A 20,793-nucleotide genomic window follows, 5' to 3' on the forward strand; every position below is an offset into this window, starting at 1 on the left:
CGTGCCCGCTTCAGTAGTCGCCGCCGCGGGCCGCGATCGCCCGCACAGCCGCGTCGATCTGCGCGAAGGCTTCGGCGGCCAGCTGTTCGAGCAGCGCGAGCTTCAGCCCGGGCGCTTGCGGGGTGAGCCGATCGAACCGTTCGGGGGTCAGCACCGCGACGCACGTCTCGGTCTCCGCCAGTACCTCGTTCCCGAACGGCGTTCCGACCAGCATCGGAATCTCCCCGAACGACATCCCGGCCGACAGGCTGAGCAGCCGATGCGTGCGTCCGTCGGTGCCTTCGACCGTCAGGCGCACGCGGCCGTCGAGGATCAGGTAGAGACCCGAGCGCGCGCTGCCGCGTTCGGCGATCACCGCCCCGCGCGCGAACGTGCGCACCCGGAACTGCTCCGCCAGGCGGGATCGCTCGTCCGCGGCGAGGCCGGCCAACGCCGGGTGACTCTCGATGCCGAACGACGCGCGGGCGGCCTCGCCGGCGGGGCGATGGTTCGCGAGCACGATGTTCTCGCACCACTCGGTCGCGGTGTCGCGATCGATGAACACCGGCCCCCTCGGATCGTCGGGATCGATGCCGGAATCCGGGGACCGCAGTCGCGCGTCGGGATCGACCAGCGCCACTCGGACACCCGCCGACAACTGCTCGAGTCGCAGGTCGTCGATCATCCGCACCGCGATCGCGCTCACCTCGCCGACCCTGCGCACGTCGATGGCCAGCGCTTCCAGCTCGCCCGCCTGCTCCTCGATGGTGCGCACCGTGCGCTCCGCGCCCGCGAACAGCAGGTCGCCGTGCAGCTCGTAGACACACGCGCGATGCCCGTGCGCGGCGAGCACCGCGATCTCCTCGGTCGGGCGGCGTAGCCGCGAGGGCACCTCGGCCACCGAGTACGCCGCCCGGATCGCGGCTCGCGCCGCTCGGGTCACGTGCAGGAAGTGCAGCTCGAGTCGCCGCGACAGTTCACGGCAGGCGGCAACGCCGCGCACGCTGTTGCCGTGCCCGTCCAGCCGCGGCGAGTACACCGCGATCCCGACCTGTCCGGGCAGCACCGCCACGATCCCGCCCCCGACGCCACTCTTGGCGGGCAGGCCGACAGTAGTCACCCAGTCGCCCGCCGCGTTGTACATGCCGCAGGTGGTCATGACACTGAGCACCTGCTCCGTCAGCGCCGCCGAGGCCGCCTGCTCTCCGGTGACCGGATTGCGCCCGTTGTTCGCCAGCGATGCGGCCATCAGGGCCATATCCTCGCAGGTCACGGTAACCGCGCACTGGCGGAAATAGCGATCGACCGCCTCGTCCGGGTCGGCGTCGAGGATGCCGAACGAGCGCAGCATGTAGCCGATGGCGCGATTGCGGTACCCGGTGCGCGCCTCGGAGGCGTAGACCGCCTCGTTCACAGTGAGCTCGCGCCCGGCGAAGCTCGAGTAGCAGCGCCGGATCCGCTCGAAGCGGTCGGCGGGGTCGCGGCCGTCGATCAGCGAGGCGGCGGTGATCGCGCCCGCGTTGATCATCGGGTTGCGCGGCCGCGCGGTCACCGGATCCAGGCTGATCTCGTTGAACGGCTCACCGGAGGGCTCGACGTCGATGTGCTGGGCGACCGCGGCCTGCCCCCGGTCGGCCAGCGCGAGGGCGTAGGTGAACGGCTTGGAGATGGACTGGATGGTGAATTCGGTCCGGACATCGCCCGCGCCGTAGATCCGGCCGTCGGCGGTGGCCAGGCAGATAGCGAACGAATCCGGTTGCACCGCGGCGAGTTCCGGGATGTAGTCCGCCAACGTTCCGGAGCGGTCGTCCCGGCAACGCCGGTGGACGTCGTCGACGATCCGTGCCACCACGCCGGGTTCGATTGTCCGGGAGACCACTTGCTCGGGCCGGGCCACCCTGTCACTCTAGGCCGGGTACCGTATGTCGAGGCTCACATTTCGACGCCATGTCGGTTGGTGTGACCGTTCTCGTGCGGGAGCACCGGCCGCCGCTCCGTAGACTGATCGGATCAGATGCGCTATCCGGAGGGAGCTAGTTCAGGTGGGAGTGCTTTCCCGGGTCGACACGCCCGATGATCTGCGCCGGCTGACCGTGCCGCAGGTGCGCGAGCTGGCGGAGGAGGTCCGCGAGTTCCTGGTGCGCAAAGTCGCCGCGACCGGCGGGCACCTCGGCCCGAACCTCGGTGTGGTCGAACTCACCATCGCCCTGCACCGGATCTTCGACTCGCCGGCCGACCCGTTGATCTTCGACACCGGCCACCAGGCCTATGTGCACAAGATCCTGACCGGGCGCAAAGACCAGTTCGACTCGCTGCGCAAACAGGGCGGCCTGTCCGGCTACCCGAGCCGGGCCGAGAGCGCGCACGACTGGGTGGAGTCCTCACACGCCTCGGCGGCGCTGTCCTACGCGGACGGCCTGGCGAAGGCGTTCGCGCTGAGCGGGCAGGACCGGCACGTGGTCGCCATCGTCGGCGACGGCGCGCTCACCGGCGGCATGTGCTGGGAGGCGCTGAACAACATCGCCGCATCCGACCGTCCGGTGGTCGTCGTGGTGAACGACAACGGCCGCTCCTACGCGCCCACCATCGGCGGTCTGGCCGAGCGGCTGACCGCGCTGCGCACCCAGCCCGCCTACGAGCACGCCCTGGACGCGGGCAAGCGGATCCTCAAGAGCATCCCCAGGGTGGGCGAATCGGCGTACTCGATGGTGCACGCGGTGAAGGCGGGCATCAAGGACGCGGTCAGCCCCCAGGAACTGTTCAGCGACCTCGGCTTGAAGTACGTCGGGCCGGTGGACGGCCACGACGTCGTCGCGCTCGAGGCCGCGCTGCGCCGGGCCAAGGACTTCGGCGGCCCCGTCGTGGTGCACGCGGTGACGCAGAAGGGCCGCGGCTACGCGCCCGCCGAGAACCATGTCGCCGACCAGATGCATGCCTGCGATCCCATCGACCCGCTCACCGGCGTCCCGGTCGGTGGTCCGAAGGCGCGCGGATGGACCTCGGTGTTCTCCGAGGAGTTGATCGCGCACGCCGAGCGCCGCGCCGACATCGTCGCCATCACCGCGGCGATGCCGGGCCCGACCGGACTGGCGGCGTTCGGGGAGCGCTTCCCGGACCGGATGTTCGACGTCGGCATCGCCGAGCAGCACGCCATGGCCTCCGCCGCGGGCCTCGCGCTCGGCGGCATGCACCCGGTGGTGGCGATCTACTCGACCTTCCTCAATCGCGCCTTCGACCAGCTGCTGATGGACGTGGCGCTGCTGAAGCAGCCGGTCACCGTGGTACTGGACCGCGCGGGCATCACCGGCTCCGACGGCGCCAGCCACAACGGCATGTGGGATCTGTCGGTCCTCGGGATCATCCCCGGCATCCGGGTCGCAGCGCCGCGCGACGCCGCGACGCTGCGGGAGGAACTGGCCGAGGCGCTGGCCGTCAACGACGGACCGACCGCGCTGCGTTTCCCGAAAGGCAGTGTCGCCGAGGATATCTCCGCGGTCGAACGGCTGGACGGCATCGACGTGCTGCGGATGGCCGAGCCGGACGGCGGATCGGTGCAGGCGGTGCACGGCGACGTGCTGCTCGTCGCGGTGGGCTCGTTCGCGGGCACGGCGCTGGAGGCGGCGAATCTGCTGGATTCCGAAGGCGTCTCGGTCACCGTCATCGACCCGCGCTGGGTGCTGCCGGTCTCCGACGCGCTGCTGAAACTCGCGGAGAACTACCGGCTCGTGGTCACGCTGGAAGACGGTGGCCTGCACGGCGGCATCGGTTCCACGGTGTCGGCCCGGCTGCGCAACTCCGGGCTGGACATCCCGACCCGCGATCTCGGTGTGCCGCAACAGTTCCTGGACCATGCCTCGCGCGGTGAGGTCCACGCCGAACTCGGCCTCACCGGCCCGGACATCGCCCGCCGGATCAGCGGGTGGCTGGCCGCTCGCTGACGCCGCAGCCACGGGCGAGCCGACGGAGCGGGCGCTAGTCCGACGGCGGCAGCGCCGCGGCAAGTCGCGGGACGTCGAGTTCCCGCTGCCACGGCCGGGCGCCGCCGGACTTCAGGAATCCGTCGACGGCGGAGGGGTCCACCGCCTCGTAGTCGGGCAGTCCGTCCCAGCACAGGCGGCGAACCAGATCCGGCGCGAGCAGGTTCTCCACCGGGATCGCGTGCTGCGCCGACAGGTCGGCCATGGCGGCTCGTGCCCGGGTCAGGCGCGCCGCCGCGGCCGGGTCGCGGCGCTCCCAGCGGTTGACCGGCGGCGGGCCGTCGAACGGCTGGGTGAGCGGCGGGAGGTCGCTGTCGGGCAACGTACGGCCGCGCTCGATCGCGGCGAGCCATTCGCGGGAGTACCGGCGCTGGCGCGGACCGCCGAACACCGGCAAGGTGCGCAACTGCGCGATGGACCTGGGTTCCGCGGCCGCCGCGGCGATGATCGCGGCGTCCGGGAGGATGCGGGCGGGCGCCACGTCGCGGGCACGGGCCAGCGCGTCCCGCGCGGTCCACAGTTCGCGCACCACCGCCAGTTGCCTGGTGCGGCGCAGCGTGTGGATGCCCGAGGTACGCCGCCACCGCTCGGCCTTCGGCGCGGGCGGGTCCAAGGTGCGAATGTGTTCGAATTCCTGTATCGCCCAATCCGTTTTGCCCTGCGCATCGAGTGCGTCGGCCACGGCGTCGCGCAGTTCGAGCAGCAGTTCCACGTCCAGGGCGGCGTAGTTCAGCCAGTCGGCGGGCAGCGGCCGGGTGGACCAGTCGGCCGCCCCGTGCCCCTTGCGCAGCGCGTGGCCCAACAGCCGCTCCACCATCGCGGCGAGCCCGACGCGCTCGAAACCAGCCAGACGTCCGCCGAGTTCGGTGTCGAACAGCCTGGCCGGGCGCAAACCCAGTTCGGCCAGGCCGGGAAGATCCTGGTCCGCGGAGTGCAGGACCCACTCCAGTCCGTTGATCGCGTCGGCCAGCGGGCCGAGGGCTTCGGTGACCGGGATCGGGTCGATGAGGAACGTGCCCGCGCCCGCACGGCGCAGCTGGATCAGATACGCGCGCGCCGAATAGCGGAACCCGGAGGCGCGTTCGGCGTCCACGGCCAGCGGGCCGGTGCCCGCGACCAGCCGGGCGGCGGCTGCGCTGATCTCGGCGGCGGTGTCCAGTACCGGTGGCACGCCCTCCACCGGCGCGAGCAGCGGCGTCGCGGCCGAGGGTTCGGATTCGTCTGGTACGGACATGGTGTTGAACTTTACGTGCCGACGCCACGGCGCCGCCGTCCTATCGGCGCATAAGTGTGTCGGCGAATCGGGCGCGATGTGCCCCGCACACAGAACGAGGGGCTCCGGCGCAGGTCACGGCACGCCGACGGGCGTGCTCAGGGGTGATCGCCGGACAGGCCGGGCCGGATCTGCAGCTGGGTCACCCCGGCCGGCGGCAACCCCGCCGCGTAGGCCAGTACCTCGCAGAACGCCTCCAGATGCGGGCGCATGTCGGTGGTGACCGGCGTCCACGACGCGCGTATCTCCAGCTGATGGGCGCGCGGCGGACCGGCGATGTCTCCGTAGCGCACCGAGCTGGTCGAGGTCACCGTGCCGCCGAGCGCGGTGAACGGCTCGGTGCGCGACTCCAGCGCGTCCACCAGCCAGCTCCACGCCACCTCGGGCAGCAGAGGATCGGTGGCGAGCGCGGCGTCGATGTCGGCCTGGATGTAGGCGACCAGGCGCAAGGTGCCGTGCCAGGTGTCGTCGCCGTCCGGATCGTGCAGCAGGATCAGCCTGCCGAACGCGTCGCCTTCGGAATCGGCCGGTACGACAGGGGTTTCCGGATGAGCGACCTCCGCGCCGATGGCGTAGGAGAACGGTGCGAGTCGTTGCGGGGGCCGGATGGGCGCGAGCTCGATCCGAGGGTGCACGGTAGCGGTGCCCATCGCCTCGACCGCGGCGCGAAACTGAGCTGGCTCGCCATGAGGTCCTTCGGTCGGTGCGGCGCCGTCGCGGAAGTCGAGCGGTGTCACGAATGCTGACGGTAGACCTTGTGCACCCGGCGCAGTCGGAGGCGCGCCGCTACGGGCCATGCGGCGTCCGTGCGGTCATCGCTGCCGCCTCCGCGTCCGCCCCTCCCGCCGGGCCCGCATACGATAGCCGTGATGAGCACTCATACCCGCCGCCGGTTGACCGATGCCCCGTTCCTGGCCGCCGCTACCGGCGCGACGCCCAGCAGGCGTCCGGTGTGGTTCATGCGCCAGGCCGGACGCTCGCTGCCCGAGTACCGCGAGGTGCGGGCGGGCATCGGGATGCTCGAATCCTGCTTCGATCCCGAGCTGGTGTGCGAGATCACCTTGCAGCCGATTCGCAGGCACGGCGTCGACGCCGCGATCCTGTTCTCCGACATCGTCGTTCCGCTGAAAGCGGCGGGGATCGACCTGGACATCGTGCCGGGCGTGGGGCCGGTGGTCGCCGCGCCGGTGCGGACGGTCGGCGACGTGCGCGGTCTGCCCCGGCTGCGCCCCGAGGAGGTCGGGGCGGTGACCGACGGCGTGCGCCTGCTGGTCGACGCGCTGGGGGAGACGCCGCTGATCGGGTTCGCGGGCGCGCCGTTCACCCTCGCCTCCTACCTGGTCGAGGGCGGTCCGAGCAAGAACCACGAGCGCACCAAGGCGATGATGTACGCCGATCCGCAGACCTGGCACGAGCTGCTGGGCGTGCTCACCGACATCACCATCGCGTTCCTGCAGGCGCAGTTGGCGGCGGGCGTCGACGCGGTGCAATTGTTCGACTCCTGGGCGGGCGCCCTCTCGCTGGCCGACTACCGCAATTTCGTGCTCCCGCATTCGGAGCGGGTGTTCGCCGAGATCGCCGAGGCGGGCGTGCCGCGCATCCACTTCGGTGTGGGGACCGGAGAGCTGCTCGGCGCCATGAGCGAGGCGGGCGCCGACGTGGTCGGCGTCGATTGGCGGGTGCCGCTCACCGAGGCCGTCCGCCGCGTCGGGCCCGGAAAAGCGTTGCAGGGCAACCTCGATCCCGCCGTACTGTTCGCCGGACCGGAAGCGATCGAGGAGCAGGCCCGGCGGATCGCGCGCGAAGCGGACGAGGCGATCACGCTCGGCGCCGCCGGGCACATCTTCAACTTGGGCCACGGGGTGCTTCCGGACACCGATCCGGGCGTGCTGACCGCCTTGGTGGAACTCGTCCACGAGTTGTAGCGCGGGCGAACGCGGGTAGGCCGCCACGGCAGCGAGTGCGGCGGCTGCGTCGAGCGCTGAGTCAGGATCTGCCCGCTGTGGTCGCGGCGCCCGTGTCGGCGTACCCGGCCGCCAGGTCGACCCGCGTACCACGCGCCGACGCCCGGCAGCCATCCGCGAGCGGCCGAGGCGGTTCAGGCTGCCATCGGCCGAGTCGAGTCCGGCCGACGTATCCGTCATCGCCGCGGACATCGTGGACACAGTGTGTTCCGAGTCATCCGGGCGCCTACCGTCGGACGGCCGCCATCGCGGTACGCGATACGGTCGAGGCATGCGTATCGCGGTGGTCGGCGGTGGGATCAGCGGGCTGGTGGCCGCGTATCGGTTGCGGATGTCGCTCGGGCCGGATGCCGACGTACTCGTGCTCGATCGCGCCGAACGGATCGGCGGCATCCTCTACACGGGCGAACTGGGCGGGGAGCCACTGGATCTCGGCGCGGAGGCGTTCGTCGGGCGACGGCCGGAGGTACCCGCGCTGCTGCGGGAACTCGGGCTCGAGTCGCAGTTGGTGACCCCGGCGGGTCTGCGGCCGTTGGTGTGGTCCGCCGGCACCGCGCACCCGCTGCCGGAGGGCACCTTGATGGGTGTCCCGGCGAACGCGGAGTCGATGCGCGGGCTGGTCGACGCCGAGACACTGGCACGCATCGCCGCCGAACCCGACCGGCCGCTGGCCTGGGAGCCCGGCTCGGACACCGACGTCTACCGACTGGTCGCCGACCGCTTCGGCGCGCAGGTCGCCGAGCGCAGCGTGGATCCGCTGCTCGGCGGCGTGTACGCGGGCAGCTCCCGCTCCATCGGTGTCCGCGCCGCGCTGCCCACGCTCGCCGCCGCGCTGGACGACGGCGCGCCCAGTCTCACCGCCGCCGTCGGCGCCGCGCTGCCGCCGCCCTCGAACGCGCCGGTCTTCGGTGGCATCCGGGACGGCTACCGGGTGCTGCTCGAGGCGCTCGCCGAACGTTCCGGGGCGCGGTTCGTCACCACGACGCCGGGCACGCGTCTGGCCAGAGGGCTGCGCGGTTGGGTGGTCGACCCGATCGGCGCCGTCGACGCGGTGGTGCTCGCCACTCCGGCGCCGGTGACCGCGCGACTGCTGGCCGCCGTCGCCCCGGTCGCCGCCGCGGAACTGGCCGGTGTCGAACTCTCCTCGTCGGCGGTGGTCGCGCTGGCGCTGCCCCGCGAGACCGCCCTGCCACAGAACTCCGGCATCCTGGTGGCCACCGGAGAGCCGCTGCGGGCCAAAGCCTTCACCCTGTCCAGCCGCAAATGGACACATCTCGCACAACGTGAAACGGCGCTCGTCCGCGTCTCTTTCGGCAAGTTCGGCGACGACTCCCCGCTGTCCTGGCCCGACGCCGAACTCGTCGCCGCCGCCACCGCGGACCTGGCTACCGTCACCGGGGTCGCGATCGAGCCGGTCGAGGCCGTCGTACAGCGCTGGCCGGGTGGCCTCGCCCAGTACGCGCCCGGCCATCCGGCCCGCATCGCGGCCGTCGAAGCCGAGGTCGCGGCGCTGGACGGGCTGGCGGTGGCGGGCGCGTACCTGCACGGCGTCGGTGTGCCCGCGTGCGTCGCCTCCGGCGCGGCCGCCGCACAGCGCATCGCGGCGGAGGTCGGTGCGGGCACCGTACGCTGACCGTTCGCCGGGCGTGCCCGCACCGACGAGATTCGTCGCGGCACCGCGCACGCGGTTTCCTGTGACCACAATTATGCGGCACTGTTCCGGCCTGTCGGACAATGTGCGGCGCATCAAAATGCGCACCGATCGGCGTAATTAAGGACACCCCGCCGGAATGCGGAATCGGTGGAATTCGCCGGTACCGTGAGCACCATGCAGCTCTCGCACTTCACCGATATCGGTTTGCGCATCATCATGCGGCTCGCGGTGGAGGACGAGAAGAATTCCCGGGTCACCACCAAACTCATCGCGCGACAGGTCGGCGCGTCCGAAAAGCATGTGGCCAGGGCGGTTTCGCGGCTGGCCGAACTGGGCCTCGTCGAGGCGCACCGCGGACGATCCGGCGGATTGTTCATCACCGCGGCAGGTCGCGCCGCGTCGGTGGGTGAGCTCGTCCGGGAATTGGAAGACAACCGCGACGTGGTGGAGTGCGGGGAACCGAATCCGTGTCCGTTACTCGGCGGGTGCCGATTGCGTCGAATTCTCGCCGACGCGAAGAAGGCTTTCTATACCGAACTCGACCGTTATTCGATAGAGGATTTGGTCACCTCGTCGACAACCGGGTTGCTGCATTTACTCGTCCGCTCCACGGCGAGTGTCACCCCTGAGATGAAGGAAGTTTCATGAACCTCGACAGCGTCGTCCGTGCCGAACCGGAACTCGAACCGCGGCACGCCGAGGTCGTCCGCGCGACCCTACCGCTGGTGGCGGCGAACATCGACCGCATCACGGCCGTGTTCTACCGCACGATGTTCGACGCTCACCCGCGGCTGCTGCGCGACACGTTCAACCGGGGCAATCAGGCACAGGGTAGTCAGCAGCGGGCGCTGGCCGCCTCCATAGCCACCTTCGCCACGTACCTGGTCGACCCCGAATTGCCGCACCCGGCCACCATGTTGTCGCGGATCGCGCACAAGCACGCCTCACTCGGGGTGACTCCGGAGCAGTACCGGATCGTGCACGAAAATCTGTTCGCGGCCATCGTGGAAGTACTCGGCGCCGACGTGGTCAACGACGCGGTCGCGGCGGCCTGGGATCGGGTCTACTGGATGATGGCCGACACGTTGATGGATCAAGAGAAGGGGCTCTACGCCGAGGCGGGCGTGGATTCCGGCGACGTGTTCCGGGACGTCCGTGTCGTGGCTCGCGACGACGACCCCTCGGGCGTCGCGGTCTTCACCGTCGAGTCCGCCGACCCGGCTGCGCGGCTACCGGGATTCATTCCGGGACAGTATGTTTCGGTCGGCGTCCGGCTTCCCGACGGTGCGCGCCAGTTGCGGCAGTACAGCCTGGTGGGCAGGCCGTGCGACGGCGCGCTGTCGTTCGCCGTCAAGCGGGTCGAGGCGGCCGCCGGCTGCCCGGCGGGCGAGGTGTCCTCCTGGCTGCACGAGCAGTTGCGCCCGGGTGACCCACTGCAGATCACCCTTCCGTTCGGTGACGTCGTCCTCGATACCGCGGCGGCGACACCGCTGGTGCTGATTTCCGCCGGCATCGGTGTGACCCCGACGATCGGCGTTCTGGACTATCTCGCCGCCCACGACCCGGGCCGTCGCACGCTGGTCGTGCACGCCGACCGTGCGCCGCGCACCCATCCGCTGCGCGATCGGCTGCTGGGACTCACTGCCCGGCTCGTACAAGCCGAGGTCGAGATCTGGTACGAGGAACCGACTCCCGGCGCCCGGCACGGCCGGGCCGATCTCTCGGTGCTGAACGTGCCCGAGGACGCCGACATATATGTCTGTGGTCCATCCGGGTTCCTGGGCGAGATGCAACGCCAGTTGCGCGCCCTCGGTATCCCCGACGCCCGCGTGCACATCGAGCAGTTCACGCCCGGCGACGCGGGCGCTCCCGAGCGAGTGGCACGATAGTGCTATGGCGCGACTCGACTATCAGGCTCTCAACTCCACCATCCGCTACCTGATGTTCTCGGTCTTCCAGGTGCAGCCGGGAGTGCTGGGCGAGGACCGGGACGCTGCGACCAAGGAGGCCAAGGCATTCTTCGACGGTCTGGCCGACCGCGACGTCGTGGTCCGCGGCATCTACGACGTGGCCGGGATGCGCGCCGACGCCGATTTCATGATCTGGACCCACGCCGAACGCGTCGAGGACCTGCAAGCCGCGTACGCCGATTTCCGCCGCACCACCGAGCTGGGACGGGCCAGCGCGCCGGTCTGGAGCAACGCGGCGCTGCACCGCCCCGCCGAGTTCAACAAGAGCCACATCCCGGCCTTCCTGGCCGGCGAGGAGGCGGGCGCCTACATCTGCGTGTACCCGTTCGTCCGGTCCTACGAGTGGTACCTGCTGCCCGACGAGGAGCGCCGCCGGATGCTGGCCGAACACGGCAAGGCCGCGCGTGGCTACCCGGACGTGCGGGCGAACACCGTCAGTTCGTTCGCGCTCGGCGACTACGAGTGGATCCTGGCCTTCGAGGCGCCCGAATTGCACCGGATCGTCGATCTGATGCGTGACCTGCGGGCCACCGACGCCCGTCGGCACGTGCGCGAAGAGATCCCGTTCTTCACCGGCCCCCGCGTGGAGATCGAGCAGCTGATCGCCGCTCTGCCCTGATGCGCCCTGCCCCGGTGCAGGCAAACGCTTGCCCGAAGTTTTCGGGGCATGCGCCGAGCGCCGGGGCTTCGTACGCTGCCCGTGAGCGTCGGGCTGGTTACTCCGCTGCGCTGTCCGAGGGGTGCAGTCGCAGGGCGATGGAGTTGATGCAGTAGCGCTTGTCGGTGGGCGTGTTGTACCCCTCGCCCTCGAACACGTGGCCGAGGTGGCTGTGGCAGTTCGCGCACAGCACTTCGACCCGATGCATGCCGAGCGAGTCGTCCGACCGGAGAATCACCGCGTCGGACGCGGCCGGATCGAAGAAGGACGGCCAGCCGCAGTGCGAGTCGAACTTCTCGGTGCTGCGGAACAGTTCGGCGCCGCAGGCCCGGCACACGTAGACGCCTTCGGTTTTGGTGTCGGTGTACTCGCCGGTGAACGGCCGCTCGGTAGCCGCCTCGCGCAGCACCGAGTACTCCTCGGGGTTCAGCTTCGACCGCCATTCCTGCGGCGAGAGCTGGATGCGCGGCGCGGGCAGGGACGTGTCGGCTTCGGAACTCATGGCTCCACGCTAATACGATTCTGCTCCGCGGGCGTCGAACCGTTTTGTGGTCTGTGGGTTTCCGCCGGGAGAGCCGCGGCGACCGGCGGCTGCGGCTGTTCGCCGCGCGGGTCCGGGGCGGAACTCATCCACGCGGGATCGATGCCGAACGGCAGCCTGCCTGCCCGCCGCGCGGCCAGATAGCGGTCGCCGAGCACGCAGAACACGACGATGAGCAGCAGGCCCCAGCCGAAGGTGATGCGCAGGTACTCCAGGTTGCGGCCGATGTGCTGCCAGCGGTCCGATAGCCACTTGTCGTAGCTCATGAACCCGAAGATCGCCAGCCAGGCCGGCCAGTTGCGCAGCACCGAGTTGCGCAGCACGACGGTCATCAGGAAGGGGAACAGCATCATCGAGTAGTACATCTGCCCCAGCGAGCTGAGCAGGAACGAGGCCGTCAGCAGCACGCCGGAGGAGGTGCAGACGAAGAACAGTTCGTCCTCGCGGTAGTAGCGGTACAGCAGCCACAGCGAGATCAGCACGAGCACGCCGAGCGCCACGCGCATGCCCCAGGTCAGCCACGGCGGCAGTCCGTAGTACTCGCCGTTGCCGACGATGGCGCTGTTGAAGTAGTCGCGGGATTCGAAGAGGTAGGGCGCGGTGCGGGTGATGAACTTCTCGGGGTCCTTCACCAGCGGCCAGGCGATCGCGGTGAGCGCGAGCGGCACGCCGAGGGCCGTCACGAAGACTTTCCACTGCCCGCGCACGAGCGCGATCAAAAGCAACGGAGCCAGTGTCGGTTTGACCGCGATACTCAATCCGAGCGCGGCGCCCGCCCAGAGGTCTCGCCGCTTCAGCAGCAGATGGATGAAGATCAGCTCCGCCAGCAGCACGCAGCCGTTGACGTTGGTGAACACCAGCGTGTTGATCACGGTCTCGGAGGAGAACATCGCCAGCAGCAGCGCGGGCGCGGCGACCGAATGCAGGGTGTACCGGAACAGTCGCAGCAACAGGTACCAGGCGATGAGAATCGCGATCGCGTTGAGGGCGATGAACAGCCAGCGCGACTTCTCGTAGTCGATGGCGGCGATCGGCGCGATCAGCAGGGTGCCGCTGGGCGGGTACAGGTAGTGCGGGTCCACCGAGTCGAAATTCGCGGTGTAGACCGGCCGCCCGTTCAGGAAGTCGAACGACGCCTGGTAGACAGGCCGGTAGTCGTCGGTGATGAAGCCGTTGACAGCCTTGATGAAAACCCGGTTCAGCACGGTCATGACCGCCAGGGGCCAGAGTGCGAACTTGATCACCTCGGCGGTGGTGCGAGCGGTCCTGGGCTCGAGCTGTCGAAGGAACACTGGGGCACGGTACACCGGATGGGTTACCGGCGGTTGGCCGGACCTGTCGGACGCGCCGCTCGAACGGCTCCGCACGCCCGGGCTACGCCGGGCATGCGGTGCCATCTGCGGGAAGTTTGCCCTCCTTCAGATAGTCGAGCACCGCCCGCTGCGCGCAGCCGGAATGCGTGGACACCGGATGCCCGAAGCCCTGCCAGGACAGCGCCGCGTGCCGGGCGCCCGCCGAACCTATCGCGCCGGTCACCGAGGACTGACCGCCGCTACCGACCACCGGATCGGCCACCCCGCCCAGCACGAACACCGGAATACCCAGCTTTTCGGGCAGCGGAGGCGCGGTCGACACCGGCCAGGCAGCGCACTCCATCAGGCCGATGGCCGCCGCCTTGCCGAAAACCGGATACTTGCCCGCCCATGTGCCCGCGAGTTCGTTCGCTTTGGCCGGCGTCGGCGGCAGCTGTGTGTCGGTGCAGCGGTTGACGAACTGGCCGTCGCTCGCGGTGGCCGCGGCCTCCTGCCTGATCAGGTTGCTCAGCGGCCCGCGGTCGCCGCGTCCGGCCGCGGCCAGCGTGTCGGACAGCTCGGTGACCCGAGAGGCCTGGTCGGCGCGCGGGCTGCCGAGGAAGCCCGACACCGCGGTCAGCAACGCGTTCGCCGAGATGTCGCCGAGTTCGCCGCCCGCGGCACGGTTCACCAGATCGGTGACCGCGGCGCGCGGATCGGCCCCGAGTGAGCAGCCGACGCCGACGCAACGCTGTGCGAAGGCCGTCAGCGCCGCCTCGGCGCCCTGCACGGCCTGTTCGGCGCGGGTCACGGCGTCGGTGCCGACCGGTTCCGGGGAGTCGAGCACCAGCCTGGCGACGTGATCGCCGTACTTGCGGGCGTAGCTGAGCGCGACCTTCGCGCCGTTGCCCGTGCCCAGCAGCGCGATGTGGTCCACCTGCCATTGCCTGCGCAACTGCTCGATGTCGTCGGCGGCGTGCGGCGCGTCGAAGGTGCCTTCGTACGGCTGCAGGAAGTCGCGGCAGGCGATGGTGCCGTCCTGGCTCAACTTCGTCATGCGGGCCACCGGGTCGCCCGCACCGGGACCGGACTGGGCGTTGTCGGCCAGGCCACGGCGGATCTCCGTGGGCAGGCAATCGATCGGCTGCGAGCCGCCGATGCCGCGCCGGTCCACCGCGACGATCGGGCGGGCGGCCAGCAGCACGGAGGCGGGGCCAGCGGCCAACCCGGCCAGAGTGGCGGAGGAGGAGCGATCCGAGCCCGAGGTGAGCACCAGCGGCGGCGCGTCGGCCGGGGTCTGCGCCAGCCTGGCCCGCAACGCGGCCGCGCGGAAACTGCCCAGCACCGTGCCCGTCGAGTCGATCGGGGTGGCGTACTCGGCGCAGTCGAGCACCAACCCGGCGGGCGCGGGGCCGAGTCCGAACTGATCCAAGGTCGGCTGGGTGCACTCGCGCCAACTGAGGTCGGTTCTGGGCAGCTCGGCCTTGGGCAGAGGAGCGGGCGCGGCGGAGGTGGTCGCGGTGCCAGCGACCGGCGGGCGCTGCACCGCGACACCGGGACGATCCGACGGTCCCGCGCCGCAACCGGCGGTCACGATCGAGAGGGTGGCGGCAAGCACGGCGGCCCGAGTCCAGCGCATTGCTACAGCCTGCCAGGTTCGGACGGTTCTTTCATCGACGGGCCCACCGGGTGAGCATGGTGCCGTCGTCGTCCAGCAACACGTGCGCGCGCGTCATGCGGACGCGGAATTCGTGCGCCGACAGCGAGATTCGCCGCGCCGCGCCGCCGACCAGCAGCGGCGCGGTGGTCAGGCACAGCTCGTCGACCACATCCGCCTCCAGCAGTTCGCCGAACAGATGCGGGCCGCCTTCGGTGAGTACCCGCAGCAGGCCGCGCTCGGCGAGCACCCGCAGCAAGCCGCTGGGCGTCACCGCGATGCCACCCGCTTCGATCACCTCGGCGCCCGCGTCCGCCAGCCGCTGCTTGCGGTCGGCGGGCGCGGTGGTCGTCGTGATGATCAGCGGCGGCACCTGGGTATCGGTGAGCAGGCGCGCGCCGGGGTCGATCGCCGCGCTCGCCGTGACGACCGCGATCGGCGGCGGCGCGCCGTCGGGATGCCCGCCGATGCCGCGCTCGTGGAACGCGCGGCGGCGCGCCGGGTCGGTGCGCGCCCCGCCGTAGTTCTCCGCACGCGCCGTGCCCGCGCCGACGACGATCACCTCCGCCAGTTCGCGCAGCAACATGAACACCGTTCGGTCGGCCGGGGTGCCCAGCCCTTCGGTCAGGTTGCCGCTGGTGGCGGCGCCGTCGATGCTGGAGACGAAATTGGCGCGGACCCAAGGCGCGTCGAGCGCGGCGGGGAAGGCGTACATCTGCGCGAGGTCGTCCGGGCCGAGTGCTGTGAGCTGGATCGCATTCTGGCTACGCTGCATGAAATCAGATCTCACCACGTCTTTAGGCTTCGTCCATGCAAGAACGCCTCGTCGATCGTCACCCGGAGGTCCCGGCCGATCAGCTCGTCGCCCAAATGGTGCCGCCGCCCATGTTCGACGAGGTGAGCTTCGCCTCCTACATTCCCGATCCGAAGGAACCGAGCCAGGCGGCCGCGGTCGGCAAGGCCGAGGAGTTCGCCGGGCAGGTCGCCAAGATCAGCAAGGCCGCGGGCAAGAAGAGCTTCTTCGGTAAGAAGAAGCAGGTCAGCGGCGCGGGCCTGTATCTGGACGGCGGATTCGGCGTCGGCAAGACCCACCTGCTGGCCTCGATCTTCCACAGCTCGCCCGCGCCCAAGTCGTTCGGTACGTTCGGCGAGCTGACCAACCTGGTCGGCGCGCTCGGCTTCGCCAATGCCCTCGAGCGGCTCTCGGGCAACAGCGTGCTGTGCATCGACGAATTCGAGCTCGACGATCCCGGCGACACGATGCTGGTCTCGCGCCTGCTGACCGAACTGTCCGCGGCCGGTGTCTCGATCGCGGCCACGTCGAACACCTTGCCGGGGCAGCTCGGCGAAGGCCGTTTCGCCGCACAGGATTTCATGCGCGAGATCAAGAAGCTGGGCGCCATCTTCGAGGCGGTGCGCGTGGACGGGCCGGACTACCGCCACCGCGATCTGCCCCCCGCGCCGGAGCCCACCGCCGCCGCGGTCCTGGCCGAACGGGCGGCGAGCACACCGAATTCCACGCTCGACGAGTTCGACGCGCTGCTGAAGCACCTCAGCACCCTGCATCCGTCGAAGTACGGCGCGCTGATCTCCGGGGTGTCGTCGGTGTTCGTCTCCGGCGTGCATCCGGTCACCGATCAGGCCGTGGCGCTGCGCATCGTGGTGCTGGCCGACCGGCTCTACGACGCGAGCGTGCCGGTGACGGTGTCCGGCGCGAAACTGGACGAGATCTTCTCCGCCGAGATGCTGGAGGGCGGCTACCGCAAGAAGTACCTGCGCGCCATCTCCCGCTTGCTCGCGCTTTCGCGGTTCGAGGTCGCGGCCTAGCGCTGCCTGCCCGGCCTCGGCGGCCGGCGAGAGAACGTGGGCAGACCCACAGACCCGATGATTGGAGCAGCCGAATGGCCACTCGTTTCCGCGTCCCGGTCGCGATGGCGGCCGGCCTGGCGGTCGCCTTCGGGCCGGTAGTCGTCATCGCGCAGGCCGACCCGCCTGCGGCCGTCGTCGCCGATCCCTCCCTGCACCTGCAAGGGGTGCAGAACGCGCGGGACATCGGCGGGTATCGCACCACCGACGGCCGGATCGTGCGCACCGGTCTGGTGTATCGGACCGGGCAGCTGAACAACGCGACGCCGGAGGATCTGGCCGCGCTGACCGGCCGCCGCGTGCGCTCCGTGCACGACCTGCGCACGGTCTACGAGCGCGCACTCGGTCCGGACCGGCTGCCCGCGGGCGCGACGGCGCACTGGGCCGACGTGATCGGCCAAGCTCCGCCGGAGGTCATCGCCACCACGCTCACCGGAGGCGACGGCCTGTATCGCGCGTTCATCACCGCGCCCGGCGCGAACGAGGCGTTCGCTTCGGTGCTGCGCGACCTCATCGGCGCCGACGGCGCGGTGTTGTTCCACTGCACCGCGGGCAAGGACCGCACCGGCTGGACGGCGGCCGTGCTGCTCACGCTGCTCGGCGTCGATCGTGCCACGGTCACCGAGGACTATCTGCTGTCCAACCGATTCCGCAACGCCAGCGAGAACGACCCGCTCAACGGCGTTCAGGGATCCTGGCTCGACGCCGCCTTCGACCAGGTGGATCGGACCTACGGAAGTTTCGACGCGTATGTCCGCGACGGCATGGGACTCACCGACGCCGATATCGCGGCCTTGCGGGACCGACTGCTGGCCTGAGCGCGGCACCCGGCCCGATACGTCCGCTTCGGCAGTTTCGGTGGCGTGCCGTGCACTACGATCCCGGCATGGCGAAGTTTGAGACATGGGACGGCCTGGAACTCAATTACCGGGTGTGGGAGGGCGAGGGCATCCCGGTCGTGCTGCAGCACGGAGTGGTCGCGGATACCAACGCGAACTGGATGAGCACCGGTGTGGTCGCCGCACTGCAGTCCGCCGGGCACACCGTGGTGTCCCTGGACGCGCGCGGTCACGGCCGTTCCGGCAAGCCGCACGACGCGGCGCGGTACTCGTGGCAGGCGATGGCGCGTGACGTACGCGCCCTCTACGACGAGCTCGAATTCGAGGAGGTCGCGCAGGTCGGGTACTCGATGGGCGGGGTGATCTCGCTGATGGTGGCCGCGACCGACCGGCGGGTGCGGCGGCTGGCCGTCGGCGGCATCGGGTCGGGTGTGCTGGACTGCGGTGGCGTCGATCGCCGCGTGATCGACCTGCCGGATCTGCAGGCCGCGATGACCGGAGACGGCGCGGACGCGTCGCCGACCGCGAAGATGTTCCGGGTGCTGGCCGACGCGGTACAGGCCGACGTGCAAGCCATCCACGCCGTGGCGACGGGTCTGGACGATCGTCCCATCGAGACGCTGGCGGACATCACCGTGCCCGCGCTGGTGCTGGCGGGCGAGGACGACCCCTTCGCCGCCGAACCGGAGCGACTCGCCGCCGCGCTGCCGAACGGTGAACTGGCCGTGGTGCCCGGCGATCACCTGATGGCGGTGCTGAACCCCGCGTTCCACACCGCACTCGTCGATTTCCTGCGCTGAGGCGGGATCAGAAGACCAGCCGCAGCACGTAGTCGTGATGCACCTGGGCGCCGACGGTGAACGTCCTGGTGCCGGCCTCGGTGAAACCGTGTTTGGCGTAGAAGCGCCGAGCGCGGACGTTCTCCTGGTTGACGCCGAGCCATACGCCCGGATATCCCTCGGCGCGCGCCCAGTCCAGCGCGGCGTTCATCAGCGCGGTGGACACCCCGGTGCCGTGCCGGCCGGGCAGCACGTACAACTTGCTGAGCTCCACCATCGGGTGCGGCCCGACCGGCTCGGCCACCGCAGGGTCCGCTGGGCCGCCCGTGACCAGCATCGCGTAACCGACGATGTCGTCGTCCGCGACAGCCTTGAGCACGATCCGAGCCGGATCGCTCAGATATTCGCCGAACCGTTCGCCCGACAGGACCTCGCCGACGAACACCGCGATATCGTCGGGCGTCGCCTCGGGCGGGCACGCCAGTGGAAAAGTCGCGGCGGCAACATCACTGAGCGCTTCCGCGTCCCACAGCCCGGCGCGGTCGACGACGACGGAGAGGTTGCTCATGGCTACATCAGAGCATATCGACAACGCGTCAGCGGCGCGGCTCAGGGCGCTCACCTCGTCGCGCGCCTGGCAGCAGGCGAGCGCCATGGAGGAGGCCGTCATCCGCCCGGTGCCCGCGAAGTCGGGCCCCGCGCCCGCGCCGCCGGTGAGCATCGCGGACTGGCGATCGGTCGCGGATCAGGTGAACAGCGAAGTGGTGGCGCTCTGGGGCGACCAGAACCAGCAGGCCGCGGACACCGCGGCGGGGCGGTCACGCGACTCGCTGCTGACCGGCGCCGCGGTGTCGGGCGCCACCGCGCCGGCCTTCCTGTTGTCGCCGTGGCTGGCGAATCGGCTGATCGGCCGATTGCGGCGATTGCGCTCGGAGACCTTGGCGCCGGCCGACGTCCGGTTGTGCACCGCTGGTCGCACTAGCCGGTGGCAGGCCCGAGTTCGGTGGGCTGGTCCAGTTTCCGCGTAGGAGGCGCGCTCGCGACCCGATGGGAGCGGAAGACGCGGGAGAGCCCGATCAGGGCCACGGCGAACAGCAGCGGGATCACGAATCCCACGCGGTGACCGACGCTCGCCGCGATCGCGCCGACCACACCGCCGCCGAGCAGTGTCCCCGCGTAGTTGAACAGGTTGAGACGCGCGATCAGTGCGTCGAGCTCCCGTCCGGTCGCGAGTTGCCCGGCCGCGCTGAAGCACAGCGGCGCGATCACGGGCAGGCCCGCGCCCGCGACGAGGAACCCGGCGATCGCGACCGCCGGACTCGGCGCGGCCACCACGAGAGCCAGACCGAGGACTCCGGTGCCCGCGGCGGCCCGCACCACAGGGCGCGGACCGAAACGGCGCACCAGCGAATCCCCGGCGATCCGGGAGACCAACGACGTGCCTTGATACGCGGCGAAGGCGAGCGCCGCCGTCGCCGAACCGGCGAGCAGGTCGTCGGTCAGGTATAAAGCCGACCAGTTGCCCACCGCGAGGTCGACCGCGAAGACGAACGCCATCGCGACCCCGAACCCGACATACGCGCGCAGCGCGACGGTGGGACCGGACGCAGCGGTCTCGACGGGACTCGTCTCCGCGTCCCGCACGCCGAGCAGTCCTCGTCCGAGCGCCCAGCCGAGCAGCAGCACGATCGCGGCGGCCGCGAGCAGCGATTCGCGCAGCGTCACCTCCAGCGCCTCGCACCCGGATACGAACAATGCCCCGGCTATCGTTCCGGCGCTCCACGCGGCGTAGAACGACGACAGGATGAAGGTCCCATAGCCGTGCTGGATGAACACGGCCTGCATGTTGGTGCTCGCGTCGACGATGCCGACCGCGATCCCGTAGCAGCCGAGTGCGGCCACCAGCAGCGGCGTGTTCGGCGCGAACGCCGCCGCCGATCCGGTGACGGCCACGAGCAGCAGCCCGATCCGCACCGCCGCGCGGCTGGACCAGCGCAGCGCCAGCCGCTCCGCGAGGACGCTGCCGCCGCCCGCCAGCAACGAGATCAGCACCACCGAGACCGCGATCACGCCGTCCGATAGCCCGAAACGCTCCTTCTGCTGCGGCAACTCGGTCAGCACGACGGCGAGGAAGAAGCCCTGTGCGCCGAACGCGAACGAGTTCGCGATCCGGGCACGCCGCAGGACGGGCGCGATCGAACTCATTGGCGCAGGGTAGCCGGACCCTGACGACGACGCGCGCCGGGCCGGGCCGCGACGAGGGCAACGCTGCTCACAGGATGGTCCGGTCGCGCGGCCTGGCCGAGATCCGTGATCGGTGTCACCATCGAAGGGCCGCAACGAT

At 70.4% G+C, this 20,793-nt stretch carries 19 protein-coding genes; 10 read left to right on the top strand and 9 right to left on the bottom strand.

Annotation, left to right across the window (positions count from 1 at the left end; genetic code table 11):
- Nucleotides 1-10: 10 nt before the first annotated feature.
- Complete coding sequence (gene glsA, locus ABZW96_RS01995) at nucleotides 11-1,828, bottom strand: glutaminase A (RefSeq protein ID WP_355071031.1); 1,818 nt, start codon at nucleotides 1,826-1,828, stop codon at nucleotides 11-13.
- A gap of 193 nt (nucleotides 1,829-2,021) precedes the next feature.
- On the opposite strand from glsA, the gene dxs reads away from it, so the two are divergent.
- A complete protein-coding gene (gene dxs, locus ABZW96_RS02000) occupies nucleotides 2,022-3,917 on the top strand; it encodes a 1-deoxy-D-xylulose-5-phosphate synthase (RefSeq protein ID WP_355070394.1) in 1,896 nt (631 codons plus the stop codon).
- A 34-nt stretch (nucleotides 3,918-3,951) separates the two neighbouring features.
- Here the strand turns inward: dxs and ABZW96_RS02005 are convergent, their stop codons facing one another.
- Nucleotides 3,952-5,190: an HRDC domain-containing protein gene (locus ABZW96_RS02005; RefSeq protein ID WP_355070395.1), complete on the bottom strand. Its 1,239-nt coding sequence runs from the start codon at nucleotides 5,188-5,190 to the stop codon at nucleotides 3,952-3,954.
- A 137-nt stretch (nucleotides 5,191-5,327) separates the two neighbouring features.
- The gene (locus ABZW96_RS02010; RefSeq protein WP_084823786.1) at nucleotides 5,328-5,966 is read right to left on the bottom strand and encodes a DUF3000 domain-containing protein; all 639 of its coding nucleotides are present in this window, start codon (nucleotides 5,964-5,966) and stop codon (nucleotides 5,328-5,330) included.
- 123 nt (nucleotides 5,967-6,089) lie between these two features.
- On the opposite strand from ABZW96_RS02010, the gene hemE reads away from it, so the two are divergent.
- The 5 genes from hemE to hemQ all read left to right on the top strand — a co-directional run bounded on the left by hemE (nucleotide 6,090) and on the right by hemQ (nucleotide 11,436).
- Nucleotides 6,090-7,154 (top strand): uroporphyrinogen decarboxylase, encoded by a 1,065-nt coding sequence (gene hemE, locus ABZW96_RS02015; RefSeq protein WP_355071032.1) that lies wholly within the window; start codon nucleotides 6,090-6,092, stop codon nucleotides 7,152-7,154.
- 310 nt (nucleotides 7,155-7,464) lie between these two features.
- Entirely contained in the window at nucleotides 7,465-8,826 is a 1,362-nt protein-coding gene (locus ABZW96_RS02020) for a protoporphyrinogen oxidase (protein ID WP_355070397.1), read from the top strand.
- 195 nt (nucleotides 8,827-9,021) lie between these two features.
- On the top strand, nucleotides 9,022-9,495 hold the full coding sequence (locus tag ABZW96_RS02025) for an Rrf2 family transcriptional regulator (protein ID WP_355070399.1): 474 nt from the start codon (nucleotides 9,022-9,024) through the stop codon (nucleotides 9,493-9,495).
- Nucleotides 9,492-10,736: a globin domain-containing protein gene (locus ABZW96_RS02030; RefSeq protein WP_355070400.1), complete on the top strand. Its 1,245-nt coding sequence runs from the start codon at nucleotides 9,492-9,494 to the stop codon at nucleotides 10,734-10,736. The genes ABZW96_RS02025 and ABZW96_RS02030 overlap by 4 nt, the downstream gene beginning before the upstream one ends.
- A 4-nt stretch (nucleotides 10,737-10,740) precedes the next feature.
- On the top strand, nucleotides 10,741-11,436 hold the full coding sequence (gene hemQ / locus ABZW96_RS02035) for a hydrogen peroxide-dependent heme synthase (protein ID WP_355070401.1): 696 nt from the start codon (nucleotides 10,741-10,743) through the stop codon (nucleotides 11,434-11,436).
- Nucleotides 11,437-11,533: 97 nt separating this feature from the next.
- Here hemQ and msrB read toward each other — a convergent pair whose 3' ends face one another.
- The 4 genes from msrB to ABZW96_RS02055 all read right to left on the bottom strand — a co-directional run bounded on the left by msrB (nucleotide 11,534) and on the right by ABZW96_RS02055 (nucleotide 15,758).
- Nucleotides 11,534-11,977, bottom strand: a complete 444-nt coding sequence (msrB, locus tag ABZW96_RS02040; RefSeq protein WP_355070403.1) for a peptide-methionine (R)-S-oxide reductase MsrB — start codon at nucleotides 11,975-11,977, stop codon at nucleotides 11,534-11,536.
- Complete coding sequence (locus tag ABZW96_RS02045) at nucleotides 11,974-13,308, bottom strand: glycosyltransferase family 87 protein (protein WP_355070405.1); 1,335 nt, start codon at nucleotides 13,306-13,308, stop codon at nucleotides 11,974-11,976. The genes msrB and ABZW96_RS02045 overlap by 4 nt, the downstream gene beginning before the upstream one ends.
- An 82-nt stretch (nucleotides 13,309-13,390) precedes the next feature.
- Entirely contained in the window at nucleotides 13,391-14,947 is a 1,557-nt protein-coding gene (locus ABZW96_RS02050) for an alpha/beta hydrolase (protein WP_355070406.1), read from the bottom strand.
- Nucleotides 14,948-14,978: 31 nt separating this feature from the next.
- Nucleotides 14,979-15,758, bottom strand: coding sequence for a pyrimidine reductase family protein (locus ABZW96_RS02055; protein WP_355070408.1), 780 nt, complete (start codon nucleotides 15,756-15,758; stop codon nucleotides 14,979-14,981).
- 17 nt (nucleotides 15,759-15,775) lie between these two features.
- On the opposite strand from ABZW96_RS02055, the gene zapE reads away from it, so the two are divergent.
- The 3 genes from zapE to ABZW96_RS02070 all read left to right on the top strand — a co-directional run bounded on the left by zapE (nucleotide 15,776) and on the right by ABZW96_RS02070 (nucleotide 18,470).
- Nucleotides 15,776-16,792 carry a cell division protein ZapE gene (gene zapE / locus ABZW96_RS02060; RefSeq protein ID WP_355070410.1) on the top strand — a complete coding sequence of 339 codons (1,017 nt, stop codon included), beginning with the start codon at nucleotides 15,776-15,778 and terminating at the stop codon, nucleotides 16,790-16,792.
- A 74-nt stretch (nucleotides 16,793-16,866) separates the two neighbouring features.
- Nucleotides 16,867-17,649 (top strand): tyrosine-protein phosphatase, encoded by a 783-nt coding sequence (locus ABZW96_RS02065; RefSeq protein ID WP_355070412.1) that lies wholly within the window; start codon nucleotides 16,867-16,869, stop codon nucleotides 17,647-17,649.
- Nucleotides 17,650-17,717: 68 nt separating this feature from the next.
- Entirely contained in the window at nucleotides 17,718-18,470 is a 753-nt protein-coding gene (locus ABZW96_RS02070) for an alpha/beta hydrolase (protein WP_355070414.1), read from the top strand.
- A 7-nt stretch (nucleotides 18,471-18,477) separates the two neighbouring features.
- On the opposite strand, the gene ABZW96_RS02075 is transcribed toward ABZW96_RS02070, so the two are convergent.
- Nucleotides 18,478-19,017 carry a GNAT family N-acetyltransferase gene (locus ABZW96_RS02075; RefSeq protein WP_355070416.1) on the bottom strand — a complete coding sequence of 180 codons (540 nt, stop codon included), beginning with the start codon at nucleotides 19,015-19,017 and terminating at the stop codon, nucleotides 18,478-18,480.
- Between ABZW96_RS02075 and ABZW96_RS02080 the strand changes: the two genes are divergently transcribed.
- Nucleotides 19,016-19,477, top strand: a complete 462-nt coding sequence (locus ABZW96_RS02080) for a hypothetical protein (protein ID WP_355070418.1) — start codon at nucleotides 19,016-19,018, stop codon at nucleotides 19,475-19,477. The genes ABZW96_RS02075 and ABZW96_RS02080 overlap by 2 nt on opposite strands.
- Here ABZW96_RS02080 and ABZW96_RS02085 read toward each other — a convergent pair.
- Nucleotides 19,428-20,654 carry an MFS transporter gene (locus ABZW96_RS02085; RefSeq protein WP_355070420.1) on the bottom strand — a complete coding sequence of 409 codons (1,227 nt, stop codon included), beginning with the start codon at nucleotides 20,652-20,654 and terminating at the stop codon, nucleotides 19,428-19,430. The two genes, ABZW96_RS02080 and ABZW96_RS02085, sit on opposite strands and share 50 nt — an antisense overlap.
- Nucleotides 20,655-20,793 lie beyond the last annotated feature (139 nt).

Origin of the sequence: Nocardia sp. NPDC004168, assembly GCF_040610355.1 — a bacterium.
GTDB lineage: Bacteria > Actinomycetota > Actinomycetes > Mycobacteriales > Mycobacteriaceae > Nocardia > Nocardia sichangensis.

Coding starts and splice junctions, on each gene's coding strand:
- ABZW96_RS02005 (WP_355070395.1), bottom strand. CDS start 5,190: ATGTCCGTACCAGACGAATCCGAACCCTCGGCCGCGACGCCGCTGCTC.
- ABZW96_RS02020 (WP_355070397.1), top strand. CDS start 7,465: ATGCGTATCGCGGTGGTCGGCGGTGGGATCAGCGGGCTGGTGGCCGCG.
- ABZW96_RS02025 (WP_355070399.1), top strand. CDS start 9,022: ATGCAGCTCTCGCACTTCACCGATATCGGTTTGCGCATCATCATGCGG.
- ABZW96_RS02030 (WP_355070400.1), top strand. CDS start 9,492: ATGAACCTCGACAGCGTCGTCCGTGCCGAACCGGAACTCGAACCGCGG.
- hemQ (WP_355070401.1), top strand. CDS start 10,741: ATGGCGCGACTCGACTATCAGGCTCTCAACTCCACCATCCGCTACCTG.
- msrB (WP_355070403.1), bottom strand. CDS start 11,977: ATGAGTTCCGAAGCCGACACGTCCCTGCCCGCGCCGCGCATCCAGCTC.
- ABZW96_RS02050 (WP_355070406.1), bottom strand. CDS start 14,947: ATGCGCTGGACTCGGGCCGCCGTGCTTGCCGCCACCCTCTCGATCGTG.
- zapE (WP_355070410.1), top strand. CDS start 15,776: ATGCAAGAACGCCTCGTCGATCGTCACCCGGAGGTCCCGGCCGATCAG.
- ABZW96_RS02065 (WP_355070412.1), top strand. CDS start 16,867: ATGGCCACTCGTTTCCGCGTCCCGGTCGCGATGGCGGCCGGCCTGGCG.
- ABZW96_RS02070 (WP_355070414.1), top strand. CDS start 17,718: ATGGCGAAGTTTGAGACATGGGACGGCCTGGAACTCAATTACCGGGTG.
- ABZW96_RS02080 (WP_355070418.1), top strand. CDS start 19,016: ATGGCTACATCAGAGCATATCGACAACGCGTCAGCGGCGCGGCTCAGG.
- ABZW96_RS02075 (WP_355070416.1), bottom strand. CDS start 19,017: ATGAGCAACCTCTCCGTCGTCGTCGACCGCGCCGGGCTGTGGGACGCG.
- ABZW96_RS02085 (WP_355070420.1), bottom strand. CDS start 20,654: ATGAGTTCGATCGCGCCCGTCCTGCGGCGTGCCCGGATCGCGAACTCG.